This is a genomic window from Microcoleus sp. Aus8_D2 (genome assembly GCF_036702665.1).
Lineage (GTDB): Bacteria > Cyanobacteriota > Cyanobacteriia > Cyanobacteriales > Microcoleaceae > Microcoleus.
The window spans coordinates 20165-37309 of sequence record NZ_JAUBUN010000010.1 but is presented as its reverse complement, the minus strand read 5'-3'; the positions used below and the strand labels follow the sequence as shown (position 1 = coordinate 37309).

Genomic DNA, 17145 nt, shown 5'->3' with positions numbered 1-17145 from the left:
AAACTCATATTTTTCGTAAAAAAAGGGTATCAGATGGCCGCAAGTTCGATCGGGATTTACGGATGGAATATCGCTACATGGTCATACCGACGGCGGACAGTGGCGACGAACCCGCCGGGGTCTACCTGCAAACAATCCCGATCGGAACTTCTGAAGACGGTTCGGCAGAAACCGCCCATTTCGCCTTAAAAGCCCCGATTTAGGCGGTTATAGACGCTATTTTCCGTAATTGCGATCGGCATCACTAACTAAGCCGAACTCAGATCACACAAGTCAATGCCCGCGCATCACCCAATCTCATTAAACTTATCACGTGCCGCAGAGTACGGATATCACCGTCAGTAGCTGAAGTATCGAGGAAAATCAGAGCATACAGTTAAACACCCGCCCTCCCATGCCTACTATCCCCATTCTCCCGAGTCAATTAGCTGTCACAACTATTTTCAATTCGATCGAATCTTTGGGATTCGCTAATATTGCAAGCAAAGTATTTTCGGGCGAGCAGGCTGAATCCCGACAAGACGCAAATTTAAAGGTTAGCACCAAAAAGGTTTACACTCAGGGTTTAAAAAATCTCGAACAACAAGACTTGCACGCTGCGATTAAAAAGTTCACCGCCACAATTAGCATTAATCCGAACTTTGCGCCAGCTTACAACGATCGAGGTGTGGCACGCTACAAATTAGGCTACAAAGAGTCTGCCGTCGAAGATTTAACTACCGCCATCGAACTCAATCCTTACCGAGCCAAGTATTACAGCAATCGGGCGTTTATGCTGGCTGGTTTAAAAGATTATACTGGGGCGATCGCAGATTACAACTCAGCACTGCTGCTCAACCCCAATTTAGCCCAAGCTTACTTTAACCGAGGCACTATCCGCCTGCAAATGGAAAATTCCCTGGCAGCACTAGCTGATTTTGAGTCAGCAATTCGGCTCGATCGCAATTTTGGGAAAGCTTACTTCAACCGAGGAGTGACTCGATATAAATTGAGAGAAGTTCAGGGAGCATTTGAGGATTTTCAGAAAGCGGCAGGGCTGTTTAAGCAGCAAGCGAGAATGGATTATTATCAAGATGCGGTTGCTAAACTTAGACAGTTATGTTATTAGTAGAATTTGGGAAGGTGGAATGGGAAATCGAGCGTCTGGCAAGGTGCGCCACAAGCACCCTACACCTATACTTAAAGTTAGCCAATTCTGAAGGCTGCGTCGCCGACTGGCAAGTCATTGGGACGGGAAATAGTAGAAAAGTTAATTGCAAAGGCAGCGCTTTGAACTGCTGCGGGGGTGGCATTTTGAACAGTGGCCAAAGTAGCCCCGCCAAATTGAATTAAAGTGTTGCTTCCAGATTGAGTGAATGCGATGTTTGACAAACTGGTGCCCCCAATGCCAATGCGATCGCCCTGGGCCGATATAAAATCAGTAATTGTATCTGTTTCTGCATCACCTGCTATTAAAACAAAATTATCTGCACCAGCGCCGCCAGTGAGAGTATCGTTGCCTGCATCTCCAATCAAAATATCATTGCCATCGCCACCAATTAGCACGTCATTCCCTTTACCGCCTCTGATAAAGTCGTTACCAGCATCACCATTGAGAGTATCGTCGCCGAGATTTCCGTTGATAATATCGTTGCCAACACCGCCGCTAATTACGTCGTTACCTTTGCCGCCTCTGAGAAAGTCGTCGCCTGCTTCGCCGGTGAGAGTATCGTTGCCTTGAGTGCCGTTGATGGCATCATCAATCGATGAACCGATAATGCGATCGTTTGCGCTACCTCCCCGCACGCCGGTGGGGTTTTGCTGAGAGTCTTGGGCGGTGACTTGATAGTTGTTCGGGGTATTAGGCAAGTTGAGCGATCGCAAAGGCAGATTTACAAAATTGGTATTATTGACCAAACTGTTGAGTACAGCAGCATTGGTAATGATGCTGGAAGTCCGACTGGGGACAATTCCTCCAACGACTTTGGCGGTAGAAATGCGATCGCCCTGCTGCACCGCGTTAACCGTGTCAAAACCTTGAGTTACGTAGCCAAAAACAGCATAATTGCCGTCTAAAAACGGCAAAGTATCCAAAGTAAAATAGAACTGCGAAGAAGCCGAATTCAAAGCAGTAGAACGAGCCATTGCCACTGCCCCTTTCGTGTGCGGCAACTGCGGCTTCTGGGTGACAACTTGGTTGTAAACAGGTTGCGCCGCGCCTTGCGGCTTGATTTCCAAAGGAATAAAACGCGCCTGATTGGTATCCGGGTCAATAAAATTACCCGTTCCCAATTGACCTGCTGGAATGCTAGTATCTTTACTGCGCGGATCGCCTCCTTGCACCACAAAAGGATCTGGCTGGCGCACAACTCGGTGAAACATCACCCCATCGTAAGTGCCCCGTTCAACTAAATCAACAAAATTTCCCCCAGTAATCGGGGCATTAGTGCCGTCTACTTCGATCGTCACCGGTTGACCATTAATTACCTGGACTACTGTAACTTTGCCTGTTAACGGGAGTGCAGCGCTCATAAGTAAATTGCTATTTTAGTGAGTGATATTTGGGTTTTATACCAAATCCTGGCTAAAAATCCCCTTTATTTGTTAGCCCGCAGAGGCGGGCTTCGTCTGTATAGAAGCGGTTTTAACCGCCGAATCATCAAGGGGTGGCTAACGCCGGATTTGGTATTACAAGCAATCCGCGAATTGCCCTTACTCATTTAATCAGAAAACTGTAAACTTGTGTTAAGTACAGTTCTAGTTCTAAATTTATGATTTCCCGCCGCAAGTTTTTTAGCACTTTATTGGCAATTTGTCTAGCCTTTTTGAGTTTCAATTTTGCCGCCCCTGCCTTTGCGCTTGGCGGCAAGCTGCCGGCGGTGAATCAAGCCGCACCGGATTTTAGTTTACCGACAAACAGCGGCGACGGACAAGTATCCCTCGCCGATTATCGCGGTAAGTGGCTGGTAGTCTACTTCTATCCCAAAGATTTTACATCGGGTTGTACGATCGAAGCGCGCCGATTCCAGCAAGACTTGCCGAAATACTTGGCAAAGAATACTGAAATTATCGGGATTAGCGCCGATGATGTCAACTCCCACGCGGAATTTTGCGATTCTGAAGGTTTGAAATTTCCGCTGTTAGCCGATACCGACGGGAAAGTGAGTAAAGCTTACGGTTCTTGGATGAGCTTTATCTCGGCGCGGCACAGTTTTATTATTGACCCAGAAGGCTTTTTGCGAGAAACTTTTGTCAAGGTCAATCCGGCGATTCACTCAAAAGAAGTGTTGGCTCGTTTGGGGGAATTGCAGGCGAACAGCTAATATTGTGTCACCTCGAATAACCGCAATCAAATAGGTTCGTAGTGAGGACTTTAGTCCTTCCCCTCTATTTTCAGAGGACTAAAGTCCTCACTGCGAACCGCAATCAAATAGGTTCGTAGTGAGGACTTTAGTCCTTCCCCTCTATTTTCAGAGGACTAAAGTCCTCACTACGAACCTTATATTACTTATTTTACGGGAGACGATGGCTGGTAACGAGACAAGCTGTAGAGCCAATCTCAAATCGCCTGTCCCGCCACAATCAATGAGAATTAAACTTGCTATTGACTGCAACAGGCTCGGCAGAAGATTCAGACTCTGACAGATTCCTCTTTCTGCTAGCAAAACGGCGTTCCGGGTCAATTCCCTCGAAGGTTGGTGGCAACCAAACTCGGATGACCAACAATACTCCCAAAACTAGCAAAAATCCGCCTGTTGATAATATTTGAACCCAGGGAGTTTCCAGAACTCCCCGCACGATAACTTCTCGCAAAACTGAGACAATACAAACTTCAACCGCCACACCAATCGAAACGCGCTGCTCTTGCAAATAAATAATTAGTAGCCGAAATAATTCCACCAAAACCAATAAAAATAGAATGTCTGCCGTCACTTCCTGAAAATTCAAAGGAGGCAGCAGCGAGAAAAACATCTCTCGCAGTTCGAGCACCATGAAGCAGAACAAACCGATACACAAAGAAATTACAATTAAGTCTTGAACTGTTTCCAGACCGCTGACTATTAGTTTCAAATTCAACCATTGCGTGGGGTGATTGGTCTGGTTATTTGAACGGTTTTCCATTGACTGCTCCTCGAATCTGTTGGACTTGCTTACAGCTTAAGTTAAATTGAGCTGATCTGTGACAAAAAACAGGTTTAATTTATTTATAACCCTCATCAAACTTCCCTCTGTTGACAATTTCCCACAAACTTTTATTTATCGCGGAGGCGGGTTGACTTTTTGCCAAGGTTTGTGCTATGTGAAACCTGGTATTAGTAGATTTGGTGAAAACCAGAATTCAAAATCCTAAAATGCTGCAACTGAGATAAAATATGAAAATTGTAAAGAATTATTTACCACAGCTTGATAAACTCAAGCTAGCGACTCTAGGCTCAAATCATACAAAAGCCGGAAAGTCTACCAAAAAAAGCCACCAAGAGAGGATTGAACACAATGGCATTTGAACTTGCACCGTTACCCTTCGCCGCTGACGCCTTAGAGTCAGGTCATATGTCGGCCAACACGTTTTCGTTCCACCACGACAAGCATCACGCTGCTTACGTGACCAATCTCAACAAACTGATTGAAGGTACCGAACTAGCCAGCAAATCCCTGGAAGAAATTGTGATGGAATCTGCTAAAGACCCATCCAAAGCCGGCATTTTCAACAATGCAGGTCAAGTTTGGAACCACAATTTCTTTTGGAATTCGCTCAAACCGGGCGGCGGCGGCACTCCGACAGGAGCTTTAGCTGATAAAATCAATGCCGACTTTGGCAGCTTCGATAAATTCAAAGAAGAATTTAAGGCTGCGGCGACAACTCAGTTCGGCAGCGGCTGGGCTTGGCTGGTTTTGGACAACGGTACTTTGAAAGTTACCAAAACTGCTAACGCTGACACCCCAGTAGCGCACGGCCAAACTCCGTTGCTGACTTTGGATGTGTGGGAACACGCTTATTATTTGGATTTCCAAAATCGCCGTCCCGATTACATTGCTAATTTCTTGGATAATTTGGCTAACTGGGATTTCGCAGCAGCTAATTTGGCCGCGGCTTAGTAGTATAGGAGTTTGAGGACTGAAGTCCTCACGCTCAAACTTTCATAGGTTCGATCGTTCGGACTTTAGTCCTTCTTAACGAGGACTGAAGTCCTCACGCTCAAACTTTCATCGGTTCGATCGTTCGGACTTCAGTCCTTCTTAACGAGGACTGAAGTCCTCACGCTCAAACTTTGATAGGTTCGATCGTTCGGACTTTAGTCCTTCTTAACGAGGACTGAAGTCCTCACGCTCAAACTTTGATAGGTTCGATCGTTCGGACTTCAGTCCTTCTTAACGAGGACTGAAGTCCTCACGCTCAAACTTTCATCGGTTCGATCGTTCGGAATGCAAGTCCTTCTTAATGAGCATTATTTAAGCAAACTTGCTATTAGCAAACAAAAACAGCTTTCAACATTCCTTCGCCTGGGTCTGGTTGCAGTTCAAATCCTAATTTTTTACAGAGACTCTGCATCTTGTAATTGCTGTTGAGAATGTAGCCGACGATCGCATTTAACCTCTCTTCCCGACCAATTTGCAGCAGCCGCCTCAATAATTCCGTTCCCAAACCGCGATGCTGATAGCGATCGCCCACAATCAGCGCAAATTCCGCTTCATTGGTGCCGTGCAGCTTGCTGAGACGTGCTACAGCCAAAATTCGATGTTCTGAGGTTTGCGGGTTTTGGCGATCGGCTACTAATAGCATTTCGCGATCGTAATCAATAAAACAAATCCGCGTCAAACGTTCGTGAGCAATGCGGTGCTTCAAGTTTACCATGTGAGCGTAGCGCAAATACACGCTCTCTTCCGAAAGCTCTTCGTGAAACCGCACCATCAGCGGCTCATCTTCCGGGCGAATCGGACGGATAGCGATCGGACGATCGCCCGGAGTTGACCATTCTTGAACGTACTGCACGGGATACGGGCGAATCGCGGGTGAAATGGTGTTTTCGGTAGAGTGGAGAACCACGCGCGCATCGAGGGCGATCGCACCTTGAGGAGAAACCAACAGCGGATTAATATCAATCTCGCAAATCTGAGGTTGCTCTACAATTAGTTGACTGAAACGAACTAACAACTGTTCGAGTGGTTCTAGGTCAATAGCCGATCGCCCGCGCACTCCTTGCAAAGCTTTATAGATGCGGGTTTGCTCCATCATCCGCCGCGCCAGAGTAGTATTTAAAGGCGGCAGTGCGAGCGATCGATCCTGAAACACTTCCACCAATTGTCCGCCGGAACCAAACAGCATCACCGGCCCAAATTGGGGGTCGATACTGCTACCCAAAATTAGTTCGTAGCCCTCCAAATGCACCATCGGCTGCACGCTCACGCCGAGAAACGCTGCCGGATAGATCGCCCGTACCCGCTGAGCGATCGCCTCAAAGGCACAAATTACAGCGCTAGGGTTGCATAAATTGAGCTGTACGCCCCCCACATCGGTCTTGTGAGTAATCGTCTCAGAATGCAGTTTTAGCACCACTGGATAACCGAGGAGCTCGGCAATTTCCACAGCTTCGACTGGGGTGAGAGCAATTTCGGTGGCGACAGTGGGAATCCCGTAGGCGGCGAGCAACTGCTTGGATTCGCATTCAGTTAGCAAAGTGCGATCGCACCTGCGAACAGAAGTCAAAATATTGGCAGCCGCCGATCGCCCGGAAATCCCGATTTCGTTCGGGGAGAGAGCCGGCGTTTCGTAGATAGCGCGCAGGTTGTAGCTGTACCGCCACATATAATTGAACAACCGGACTGCGGTATCGGGATAGGGAAAAGTCGGAATATTTGCCTGATTCAGAATTTCCGTGGCCGCCAACACTCCCGCACCGCCCATCCAGCTTGTTAATAAGGGCTTTTTGAGTTGGCTGTAAGCCTTGAGTTTTTCTGCGGTTTTGGTGGGTTCTGTCATCGCTTGCGGCGTCAGGATGACCAGCAATCCGTCGCTGTGGGGATCGGGCGCGACAACTTCTAGAGTTTTGGCGTAGCGATCGCTACCAGCATCGCCCAAAATATCGATCGGATTTTGATGGCTCCACTGGGCGGGTAAAAAGCCATTAAGCTGTTGCACTGTCTCGGGTGCAAGCTCGGCGAGGGTACCGCCACCGCCAATTAAGGCATCAGTGGCGATCGCCCCTGGGCCTCCTGCATTAGTGACGATCGAGAGGCGGTTCCCCTGGGGTCGCGGTTGCTTGGCCAGAATTTCAGCCATGTCGAACAGATCGGAAATTGTGTGTACGCGCAACGCGCCACAGCGCCGGAAAGCAGCGTTCAGCACGTCATCGCTGCCGGTCAAAGCTCCCGTATGGGAAGCGGCGGCGCGGGCGGCGGCGGCGGTACGTCCTACCTTGAGAACGACGATCGGCTTATCGAGGGCGACGGAGCGGGCGGCGGACAGGAACGATCGAGCATCACCCATCGATTCCATGTACAAAACGATACTGTGCGTCTGCGGATCGTCGCCTAAATACTGAATCAGATCGCCCCAACCGACATCGAGCATGGAGCCGATCGACACAAAAGCGCTAAAACCGACATTTTCGCCCAAACTCCAGTCCAGAATCGAGGTACAGAGGGCGCCGCTTTGACTGATGAAGGCGACATTACCCGGCCGAGCGATCGTTCCTGCAAAAGTAGCATTCAGCCCCAGCACAGGATTCATCACGCCGAGACAATTGGGGCCGATAATCCGCATTCCACCGAGACGCGCTTCGGCCAGAATTTCCTGTTCTAAAGCAACTCCCGCCGCGCCAATCTCTTTAAAACCAGCCGAAACGATAATTGCGCCTTTCACCCCAGCAGCGATACATTCGCGGATGACTTGGGGTACCGTAGCAGCAGGCGTGGCGATCGCCGCGAGATCGACTATTTCCGGGACGCTAGCAATATCTGGATAAGACTTGAGCCCCAAAACGCTGCGGCGCTGCGGATTCACCGGAAAAACTGTTCCGCCAAAGGGACTCCGAATCAAGTTCCACAGGAGAGTGCGCCCGACGCTTCCTGCTCTCTCTGTAGCGCCGATGACAGCCACTGAACGAGGCCGGAAAATGCGATCGAGCGGATTGCGCTGTTCTTTCCAAATATCGTGAGCCGGATCGCTCGCCGTGCATTGATTGATTGAATTTATCTGCATATTATCCTGCTTGAATTAATCAGCAATTAATAATGTGGCTATTTTCTCGGAAGTCTCAACTCAGTAAAGGAGAGACAGGGGAAAAGGTAATTGGTGATATTCTGTCGGATCGATTAACCGCGATCGGATGATTCGTTCCTTCGTTCGTAGTGCGGACTTAAGTCCGCTCTCCGGCTGCGGACTGAAGTCCGCACTACGAACTGTTTTTATGCTTTTTTCTTCTCTTTTTCGCGCGGACTGCTCTTTAGCAAACATCTGATTGCGCGTTTCCGAGCGACCCGAAATTAAACAACATTCAAGTTGTTAAAGTATTAGTTTTTAGCAAATTTAGCCCGAGCTGGATCGACAAGAAAAGAGTAGGTGCTGGATACTATCTATCTTAATTCTTACCAAGGGTTCAAGCAGTAAACTTTTGTAACAAATACTTGGTCGGATGTTTCCAATCTTGAGAGTGAATTTATAATAGATGTAGCGAGGAGAGGACTGGAGTTCGATCGCTAACAAACAATTGAGGTGAAAGCAAGCTATGTTTGTAGAATGGCAGGGCTTTACTGAAGGCAATTGGACGCAGGAAGTCAACGTCAGAGACTTCATTCAAAAAAATTACACCCCCTACGAAGGGAATGCAGAATTTCTCGCCGCACCAACCGCAACAACCCAAGAGCTTTGGCAGAAAGTGCTGGAATTAATGAAGCAAGAGCGCGAAAAAGGTGTGTTGGATGTCGATACAAAAGTTCCCACATCCATCACCGCTCATGCAGCAGGATACATCGATCGCGAAAAAGAACAAATAGTAGGTTTGCAAACCGATCGACCTTTGAAACGCGCGATTATGCCCTTGGGCGGGATTCGCGTAGTCAAAGCAGGTTTGGAAGCTTACGGCTATCAGTTAGACCCCCAAACTGAAGAAATTTTTACGAAATATCGCAAAACTCACAACGACGGCGTGTTCGATGTTTACACGCGCCAAATGCGTCAGGCGAGGCGTTCTGGTATCATCACAGGCTTACCCGACGCCTACGGACGCGGGCGGATTATCGGCGACTACCGGCGCGTTGCTTTGTACGGAGTCGATCGCCTGATTGACGATAAAAAAAACCAGCAAGAATCGCTCGAACTAGAGGCGATGGACGAAACAACAATTCGCCTGCGCGAAGAGTTATCCGAGCAAATTCGGGCTTTGTTTGAGTTGAAACAAATGGCTGTTAACTACGGCTTCGATATTAGCCGTCCGGCGACCAACACGCGAGAAGCTGTCCAATGGCTGTATTTTGCCTATTTGGGAGCAGTAAAAGAACAAAATGGGGCAGCGATGTCTCTCGGTCGCGTCTCGACATTTTTAGACATTTATTTCCAGCGCGATTTGCTCTCGGGTGCGATCGCCGAACAGGAATTGCAAGAACTAATCGACCATTTTGTAATGAAGCTACGGATGGTGCGGTTTTTGCGAACTCCCGACTATAACGAGCTGTTTTCCGGCGATCCAACTTGGGTAACAGAGGCGATCGGCGGGATGAGCGATGACGGTAGGACATTGGTAACTCGCAACAGTTTCCGATTCTTGCACACTCTGTCAAACCTCGGTACTGCACCGGAACCAAACCTGACCGTTTTGTGGTCGGAAAAATTGCCGGAAAACTTCAAAGAATTTTGCGCGAAGATATCCAGCGATACCAGTTCGATTCAGTACGAAAACGATGACTTGATGCGTCCTGCTTACGGCGACGATTATGCGATCGCCTGTTGCGTTTCCGCCATGCGAATTGGCAAGCAAATGCAGTTTTTCGGCGCGCGAGTCAACTTAGCTAAGACGTTGCTGTACGCGATTAACGGCGGTAAAGATGAGAAGTCCGGCGACCAAATCGCGCCAATTTTTCCACCGATTACTTCCGAATATCTCGACTACGGCGAAGTAAGATTGCGGTTGCAAGACATGATGTCGTGGTTGGCAAAAACGTATATCAATACGCTGAATGTCATTCACTATATGCACGATAAATACTGCTACGAACGCCTGGAAATGGCATTGCACGATCGCGATGTGTACCGCACCATGGCCTGCGGAATTGCCGGATTGTCGGTGGTGGCGGATTCCCTCTCGGCGATCGAACACGCCAAAGTTAAGGTGATTCGCAACGAACAAGGTTTAGCAGTCGATTACTCGATCGCAGGCGAATATCCAAAATACGGCAATAATGACGATCGCGCAGACAGTTTGGCGATCGAACTCGTGCAAAGTTTCATGAACGAAATTCGCCAGCACAAAACCTACCGTGGCGCCGTAGCAACTCAATCGGTACTCACAATTACCTCTAACGTAGTGTACGGCAAAAAAACTGGTAGCACACCCGACGGACGCAAAGCAGGCGAACCGTTTGCGCCCAGTGCTAACCCGATGCACGGCCGAGATTCCTGTGGGGCGATCGCATCCTTATCTTCTGTCGCCAAACTGCCTTACAGCGATTGTCTCGATGGCATATCGAATACTTTTTCGATTCTACCGCAGGCTTTGGGCAGAGTTGAGAGCGATCGGACAAATAACCTAGTGGGGCTGCTAGACGGCTATTTCCACGATGGCGGCCATCACATAAATGTTAACGCGATCGATCGACAAACATTACTAGATGCGATGGAACATCCCGAAAACTATCCACAGTTAACAATTCGCGTCTCTGGTTATGCGGTTAATTTCATCAAGCTTACCCGCGAACAGCAATTAGATGTGATTAAACGGACTTTCCACCAACACGTTTAAATTGCACAAAAGTTATCTAGAGGTGGCAAGAATCAGATTAGTTCGTAGTGAGGACTTTAGTCCGCATCCATTAGACGACTAAAGTCCTTACTACAAACGATTTTTGTTACGGGTAATTTACCGGACATTATTTCATCCCTAATCTCGAAATTCCACCAACAAACAGCAAATCAAATGTCTGGAATTGGTCGCATTCATTCAATCGAAACCTTCGGCACAGTTGACGGCCCCGGAATCAGGTTTATCGTCTTCACCCAAGGCTGTCCCTTGCGCTGTCTTTACTGTCACAATCCCGATTGTCGCAATTTACAGGATGGCAAAGAAGTAACCGTCGATTATTTAATCGAGCAAATTCAAAAATGTAAATCTTACCTGCGAAAAGGAGGCGTCACCGTCAGCGGCGGCGAACCCTTGATGCAGCCGGAATTTGTCAGAGAAATCTTTACCCGCTGCCACGAAATCGGCTTGCATACAGCCCTCGATACATCGGGATACTGTCTGTTAGAAGTTGCTAAACCGGTTTTGGAAATGACCGACTTGGTTTTATTAGATATCAAATCCTATAGCGGTTCTCAAAAAAGTGAGGTATGCGCGGTTTGGCCGGTTTGGCCTATGCGCGGTTTGGCCTATGCCCTATGCCCATAGCCCTATGCCCATAGCCCGTCAAGTACCTCATCTTTCTGAGAAAGGCTATACATTCCCGAACTGTATTACAAAGTCACCAACGTTTCGATCGAACCTACTTTAGCAATGGCAAAATATCTCAGCGAAATCGGCAAGCCGACTTGGATTCGATTCGTCGTAGTCCCTCAGCTCACAGATCACATCGAAAATATAGAAAAACTAGCGGATTTTATTGCCAACTTGACCAATGTGGAAAAAGTCGAAGTCTTACCATTTCATAAAATGGGCGAATACAAATGGAAAGCATTAAAACTTGATTATCAACTCCAAGATACTCCTGTGGCTTCACCGGAACTCGTGCAGCAAACGGTCGATATTTTTCGCAGTCGAGGCGTAAATGCGATCGGGGCTAGCGCTCTGTAATTTCGGCAATTTGGGCGGCTTGACCAAGGCGTGTCAATGTAACGTCAAATGTAGACTATTAGGCCCTCGATCCCCCCTAACCCCCCTTAAAAAAGGGGGGGACAGGAGTATTCTTCAAGTCCCCCGACTATCCGGAGGATTTAGGGACAGGAGTATTCTTCAAGTCCCCCTTATTAAGGGGGATTTAGGGGGATATCGACTTGGATACAAACCTGAAATTCCCAGAATTTCAGAGTTGCTTAAAGTCGCCAGGGCATCCAAAACAGTTGAAACAAAAAACATCAAAAAAAACCCTGAAAATTACCAATTTAGATGAATTAGAACTGCTAATTCAAAAACTCAAAGCAGCTCAAGCTAAATTTGCCACCTACACCCAAGAACAGGTCGATCGCATATTCAAACAAGCAGCATTAGCCGCCAACGCCGCCCGCATTCCCCTAGCTAAAGCAGCAGTTAAAGAATCGGGAATGGGAGTCATCGAAGATAAGGTCATCAAAAATCATTTTGCCTCGGAAATGATTTACAACAAATACAAAAACGACAAGACTTGCGGTATCGTAGAGTCCGATCGCCATTTTGGCTACGAACGCATTGCGGAACCCGTGGGACTGCTGGCGGGAATCGTCCCTGTAACTAACCCAACATCCACCACAATCTTTAAGTCTTTAATCACGCTGAAGACGAGAAACGGCATCATATTTTCCCCCCATCCCCGCGCCAAATCCTGCACCGCTGCGGCCGCAAAAATCGTCCTCGATGCTGCTGTAGCAGCCGGAGCCCCCCCGGATATCATTGGCTGGATTGACGAGCCAACAGTGCCGCTTTCCCAAGCTCTGATGCAGCACCCCGATATCAAATTAATCTTGGCCACCGGCGGGCCGGGAATGGTAAAAGCGGCCTACTCTTCTGGACACGCCTCCCTCGGTGTGGGCGCCGGAAATACCCCCGCCATCATCGATGAAACGGCTCACATTCAAATGGCTGTCAGCTCAATTTTGCTCAGCAAAACTTTCGACAACGGTACGATTTGTGCTTCGGAACAATCGGTGATTGTTGTCGATTATGTGTACGATGCAGTGCAACTGGAATTTATCAAGCGCGGTGCTTATTTCCTGAATCCAGAAGAACGGGAAAAAGTGCGGCAAGTAATCTTAACGGACGGTCGTTTGAATGCGGAAATTGTCGGACAATCGGTGCAAAAAGTGGCAGAAATTGCTGGTTTTACCGTGCCATCACACATCAGGGTTTTGATTGGGGAAGTGGAAGTAATTGGTAAAGCAGAACCCTTTGCTTATGAAAAACTTTCGCCGATTCTCGCCATGTACCGCGCCCATGACTTTACTGAAGCGGTAGACAAAGCCGAAGCGCTGATTTTGTTTGGCGGGCACGGACATACTTCTGTACTCTACACTGCTGCGGACAACCAGCAGCACATCCGTTATTTTGAAAGCAAATTAGAGACTTCGCGGGTGCTGATTAATACGCCTTCTTCTCAAGGTGCGATCGGCGATTTGTACAATTTCCGCCTCGATCCTTCCCTTACCCTCGGTTGCGGTAGCTGGGGCGATAATTCGATTTCTGTCAACGTCACACCCCACCACCTGCTCAATATCAAAACTGTAGCAGAGCGGCGCGAAAATATGCTTTGGTTCCGCATTCCTCCCAAGATTTATTTTAAGTCTGGTTGTCTTCCTGTCGCGTTGAGGGATTTGGCAGGCAAGAAACGTGCTTTAATAGTGACGGATAAACCTTTGTTTGAATTGGGATTGATTAAGGAAGTCACAGATAGTTTGGAAGAACTAGCCATCGCTCACTATACATTTTACGATGTGGAACCCGATCCTTCCCTTGCTACTGTTCGCAAAGGTTTAGAAATCTGCAAGAGTTTCCATCCTGATGTAATTATTGCCTTTGGTGGTGGCTCGCCGATGGATGCTGCTAAAGTAATGTGGCTGATGTACGAACATCCAGATATTGAGTTTGAAGGATTGGCGATGCGGTTTATGGATATTCGCAAGCGCGTATACGAACTGCCGCCTTTGGGTGCAAAAGCAATGATGGTAGCAATTCCGACTACTTCGGGAACGGGTTCGGAAGTCACGCCGTTTGCGGTTGTTACCGATGAGCGATCGGGAATTAAGTATCCGTTGGCCGATTATGCTCTGACTCCGAGTATGGCGATTGTCGATCCTGAAATTGTGCTGAATATGCCGAAGAAACTGACTGCTTACGGTGGGATTGATGCGCTGACTCACGCTTTAGAAGCTTATGTTTCGGTGTTAGCTTCTGAGTATACCAATGGTTTGGCTTTAGAAGCGATTCGTTTGCTGTTTAAATATCTTCCGAGCGCTTACAAAAATGGTGCTAACGATCCGAAAGCGCGGGAGAAAGTACATTATGCTGCGACGATCGCCGGAATGGCATTTGCGAACGCTTTTCTGGGGGTTTGTCACTCCATGGCCCACCAATTAGGTGCAACTTGTCACGTCCCTCACGGTTTAGCCAACGCGCTGATGATTTCTCACGTAATTCGCTACAATGCAACGGATGTTCCGTTCAAACAAGCGATTTTTTCTCAGAACAAGTATCCTAACAGCAAGTGGCGTTATGCGCGAATTGCGGATTATCTGAATTTGGGCGGCGATACGGAAGATGAGAAAGTTGAGAAGCTGATCGCAGCGGTGGAAGAGCTGAAGCGTCAGGTAGATATTCCGATCGCGATTCAGGAGGCGATCGCCAGTCAGGGAATCAGCGATGATTTCTTTTTTGCTCGGGTTGAGGAAATGGCCGATCGCGCTTTTGACGATCAATGCACTGGAGCGAACCCCCGCTACCCGCTGATTGAGGATTTAAAGCAACTTCTGCTGCAAGCATACTCTAACGGCGACACTTCTGAGGTCGATCGAGAGTTAACGGTAGTTTAACGGGCGCGGTGCATCTCACGAGCAGCCAGAAACCGGGTTTTTTAACCAAAATCCAGGGTGAAAACCCTCAATCTCCTAAAAACCCGGTTTCTTTGTCAGGAGTGCTAAAATCTCAAATCTCAAATCGCCCAAGCTGATCGAGCTGCCGAGTCGGGATTCAAAACCAGTGAAATTGTGTTATAGTGCGATCGGTAACTCTTTTACAAATTTTGTAGTATCAGTGGCTGTTCGCGCGATGACCTCTTCACCAACCATAGCACCCGTTCGATCGAGTCAAGTTACCCGCAAGCCTTATCCAAATTACCGGGTAATAGTCCTCAACGACGATTTCAACACATTTCAGCACGTTGTCGAGTGTCTGACTAAGTACATTCCAGGGATGACGAGCGATCGAGCTTGGAAACTCGCCAACCAAATCCACCACGAAGGCCAAGCCACCGTCTGGGTAGGCCCGCAAGAACAAGCAGAACTTTATCATATGCAATTGAGCCGTGCTGGGCTGACAATGGCTCCGCTAGAGTCTACTTAACTGCTATTCACAGTTCGCGATCGCATTTTAACCTCCGCGACTAAAGCAATCTCAGCCTCACAGAGATTGCTTCGTACTTCGCCCCAGGACAAGGAATCTCTGTGTAAGTCCTGATTTACCGAAAATTATGGGTTGAAAGCCCCGCCTATTCTAGTAATCGAGCGGGTGCGGATCCCTCTTTAATCTCTTGCATTCAATCGTAAATCTCATGTATCCGCACCTTAAGCATAGGGTTGTTTCAGGGCTCTGTTTGTCAGGTGCGTCGCTATGAGATTATTTGTTGAATTTAGGGCTTTTTAATGGCTCCGCACCCTAGGACTACTGGACGCACGCGGGTGAGAAACCCAGTTTCTGCGTAGATACTTTGCTACCAAACCAATATTTCTCGCAGAAACCGGGTTTATGAGGCCTCCAGGACTGTATTTATACCATTTCTAAAAAGTCTTGCTACAAAAGAACTGTTGGGCGAGAGTGAAACGGAGGGTTGTTTCAGGGCCCTGTTTTTCAGGTGCGTTGCTATGAGATTATTTGTTGAATTTAGGGCTTTTTAATGGCTCCGCACCCTACGACTACCAAACCAATATTTCTCGCAGAAACGGGGTTTCTGAGGTCTCCATGACTGTATTTATCTGTTTCAACGATCAATGATATTTAATCTTACTTTGTTGAATACAGAGGAATACAGGCTGATTTCAACCCAGAACTTATTGAAGTCCCGTTAGCTCAATTTTAAACCTGCCAAAATGGCAACATGACTCTATCTTGACGATTTAGATTATTTGAAAAGGTGAATAATCTTTTAATCAATTAGGAGAATGTTATGAATCATCCTTTTGATCTAGATGCTGCCGACCTGGAAGCAATGGATTTGGATTTTGAAGAACAGCTAACTGATGAACAAGCAGCCCAAGTTGGCGGTGGACTTATGGCTACCACTGAGGCTCTCGGTGAAGAAGGTGGCGGGATTGTGTGTATCTCTGCTCCATGTCCGGGAAGTGAAGGAGGAGGAGATCCTCCCCATCCTATGCCCACTTACCCTCCGATGACCACTAAAATGAGTTCTGAAGAGGGTGGAGGCCATTACACCAAGGCTTGGTTTGAATGTGGAGGAGGCCCCATTTATTACTAATCTCATTAGTGCTGACACTTTTAGAGATTTTAGCCAAGTCCTGAACTATTCAGAGCGTTTCTGTGATGGGACTTTCCCAGCTTTAACCTCCGGCGATTCTTTCTTGTCAATAGCCCAAAATTTGCAACACTCTCCCAATAAGTGTTGCAAATTTTTATTGGGAAACCTGCCAAAATGGCAACATGACTCTATCCTGATGATTTAGATTATTTGAAAAGGTGAATAATCTTGTAATCAATTAGGAGAATGTTATGAATCATCCTTTTGATCTAGACGCTGCCGACCTCGAAGCAATGGATTTGGATTTTGAAGAGCAGCTAACTGATGAACAAGCAGCCCAAGTTGGCGGTGGACTTAAAGCTCCCCCCACTTACACAACTCTGGCTCTCGGTGAAGAAGGTGGCGGGATTGTGTGTATCTCTGCTCCATGTCCGGGAAGTGAAGGAGGAGGAGATCCTCCCCATCCTATTCCCATTGACCCTCCGATGACCACTATGGCTCTAGGTGAAGAGGGTGGAGGCCATTACACCAAGGCTTGGTTTGAATGTGGAGGAGGCCCCATTTATTACTAATCTCATTAGT

Annotated in this window: 12 protein-coding genes and 1 pseudogene; 10 read left to right on the top strand and 3 right to left on the bottom strand. The window is 47.7% G+C overall.

Annotated features, from left to right (window positions below):
- Positions 1-62: 62 nt before the first annotated feature.
- Positions 63-203, top strand: coding sequence for a hypothetical protein (locus tag QUB64_RS10340; protein WP_333265545.1), 141 nt, complete (start codon positions 63-65; stop codon positions 201-203).
- Between the two features lie 191 nt (positions 204-394).
- Entirely contained in the window at positions 395-1108 is a 714-nt protein-coding gene (locus QUB64_RS10335; protein WP_333265546.1) for a tetratricopeptide repeat protein, read from the top strand.
- A 77-nt stretch (positions 1109-1185) separates the two neighbouring features.
- Here QUB64_RS10335 and QUB64_RS10330 read toward each other — a convergent pair whose 3' ends face one another.
- Positions 1186-2511, bottom strand: a complete 1326-nt coding sequence (locus QUB64_RS10330) for a peptidylprolyl isomerase (RefSeq protein ID WP_333265547.1) — start codon at positions 2509-2511, stop codon at positions 1186-1188.
- 239 nt (positions 2512-2750) lie between these two features.
- On the opposite strand from QUB64_RS10330, the gene QUB64_RS10325 reads away from it, so the two are divergent.
- A complete protein-coding gene (locus QUB64_RS10325; protein ID WP_333265549.1) occupies positions 2751-3302 on the top strand; it encodes a peroxiredoxin in 552 nt (183 codons plus the stop codon).
- A gap of 259 nt (positions 3303-3561) precedes the next feature.
- On the opposite strand, the gene QUB64_RS10320 is transcribed toward QUB64_RS10325, so the two are convergent.
- Complete coding sequence (locus tag QUB64_RS10320) at positions 3562-4101, bottom strand: phosphate-starvation-inducible PsiE family protein (protein ID WP_333265551.1); 540 nt, start codon at positions 4099-4101, stop codon at positions 3562-3564.
- A 372-nt stretch (positions 4102-4473) separates the two neighbouring features.
- On the opposite strand from QUB64_RS10320, the gene QUB64_RS10315 reads away from it, so the two are divergent.
- A complete protein-coding gene (locus QUB64_RS10315) occupies positions 4474-5076 on the top strand; it encodes a superoxide dismutase (RefSeq protein WP_332944598.1) in 603 nt (200 codons plus the stop codon).
- A 370-nt stretch (positions 5077-5446) separates the two neighbouring features.
- On the opposite strand, the gene QUB64_RS10310 is transcribed toward QUB64_RS10315, so the two are convergent.
- Positions 5447-8179, bottom strand: a complete 2733-nt coding sequence (locus QUB64_RS10310; RefSeq protein ID WP_333265553.1) for a bifunctional acetate--CoA ligase family protein/GNAT family N-acetyltransferase — start codon at positions 8177-8179, stop codon at positions 5447-5449.
- Positions 8180-8705: 526 nt separating this feature from the next.
- Between QUB64_RS10310 and pflB the strand changes: the two genes are divergently transcribed.
- The 6 genes and pseudogenes from pflB to QUB64_RS10275 all read left to right on the top strand — a co-directional run bounded on the left by pflB (position 8706) and on the right by QUB64_RS10275 (position 17135).
- Entirely contained in the window at positions 8706-10934 is a 2229-nt protein-coding gene (gene pflB / locus QUB64_RS10305; protein WP_333265555.1) for a formate C-acetyltransferase, read from the top strand.
- Between the two features lie 174 nt (positions 10935-11108).
- Positions 11109-11981, top strand: a pseudogene (locus QUB64_RS32950) (radical SAM protein).
- 293 nt (positions 11982-12274) lie between these two features.
- Complete coding sequence (gene adhE, locus QUB64_RS10290) at positions 12275-14905, top strand: bifunctional acetaldehyde-CoA/alcohol dehydrogenase (RefSeq protein WP_442921647.1); 2631 nt, start codon at positions 12275-12277, stop codon at positions 14903-14905.
- Positions 14906-15140: 235 nt separating this feature from the next.
- Positions 15141-15434 carry an ATP-dependent Clp protease adapter ClpS gene (gene clpS / locus QUB64_RS10285; RefSeq protein ID WP_172185659.1) on the top strand — a complete coding sequence of 98 codons (294 nt, stop codon included), beginning with the start codon at positions 15141-15143 and terminating at the stop codon, positions 15432-15434.
- 820 nt (positions 15435-16254) lie between these two features.
- The gene (locus QUB64_RS10280) at positions 16255-16563 is read left to right on the top strand and encodes a hypothetical protein (RefSeq protein ID WP_333265561.1); all 309 of its coding nucleotides are present in this window, start codon (positions 16255-16257) and stop codon (positions 16561-16563) included.
- 251 nt (positions 16564-16814) lie between these two features.
- On the top strand, positions 16815-17135 hold the full coding sequence (locus QUB64_RS10275) for a hypothetical protein (protein ID WP_333265562.1): 321 nt from the start codon (positions 16815-16817) through the stop codon (positions 17133-17135).
- The last annotated feature ends 10 nt before the right edge of the window (positions 17136-17145 follow it).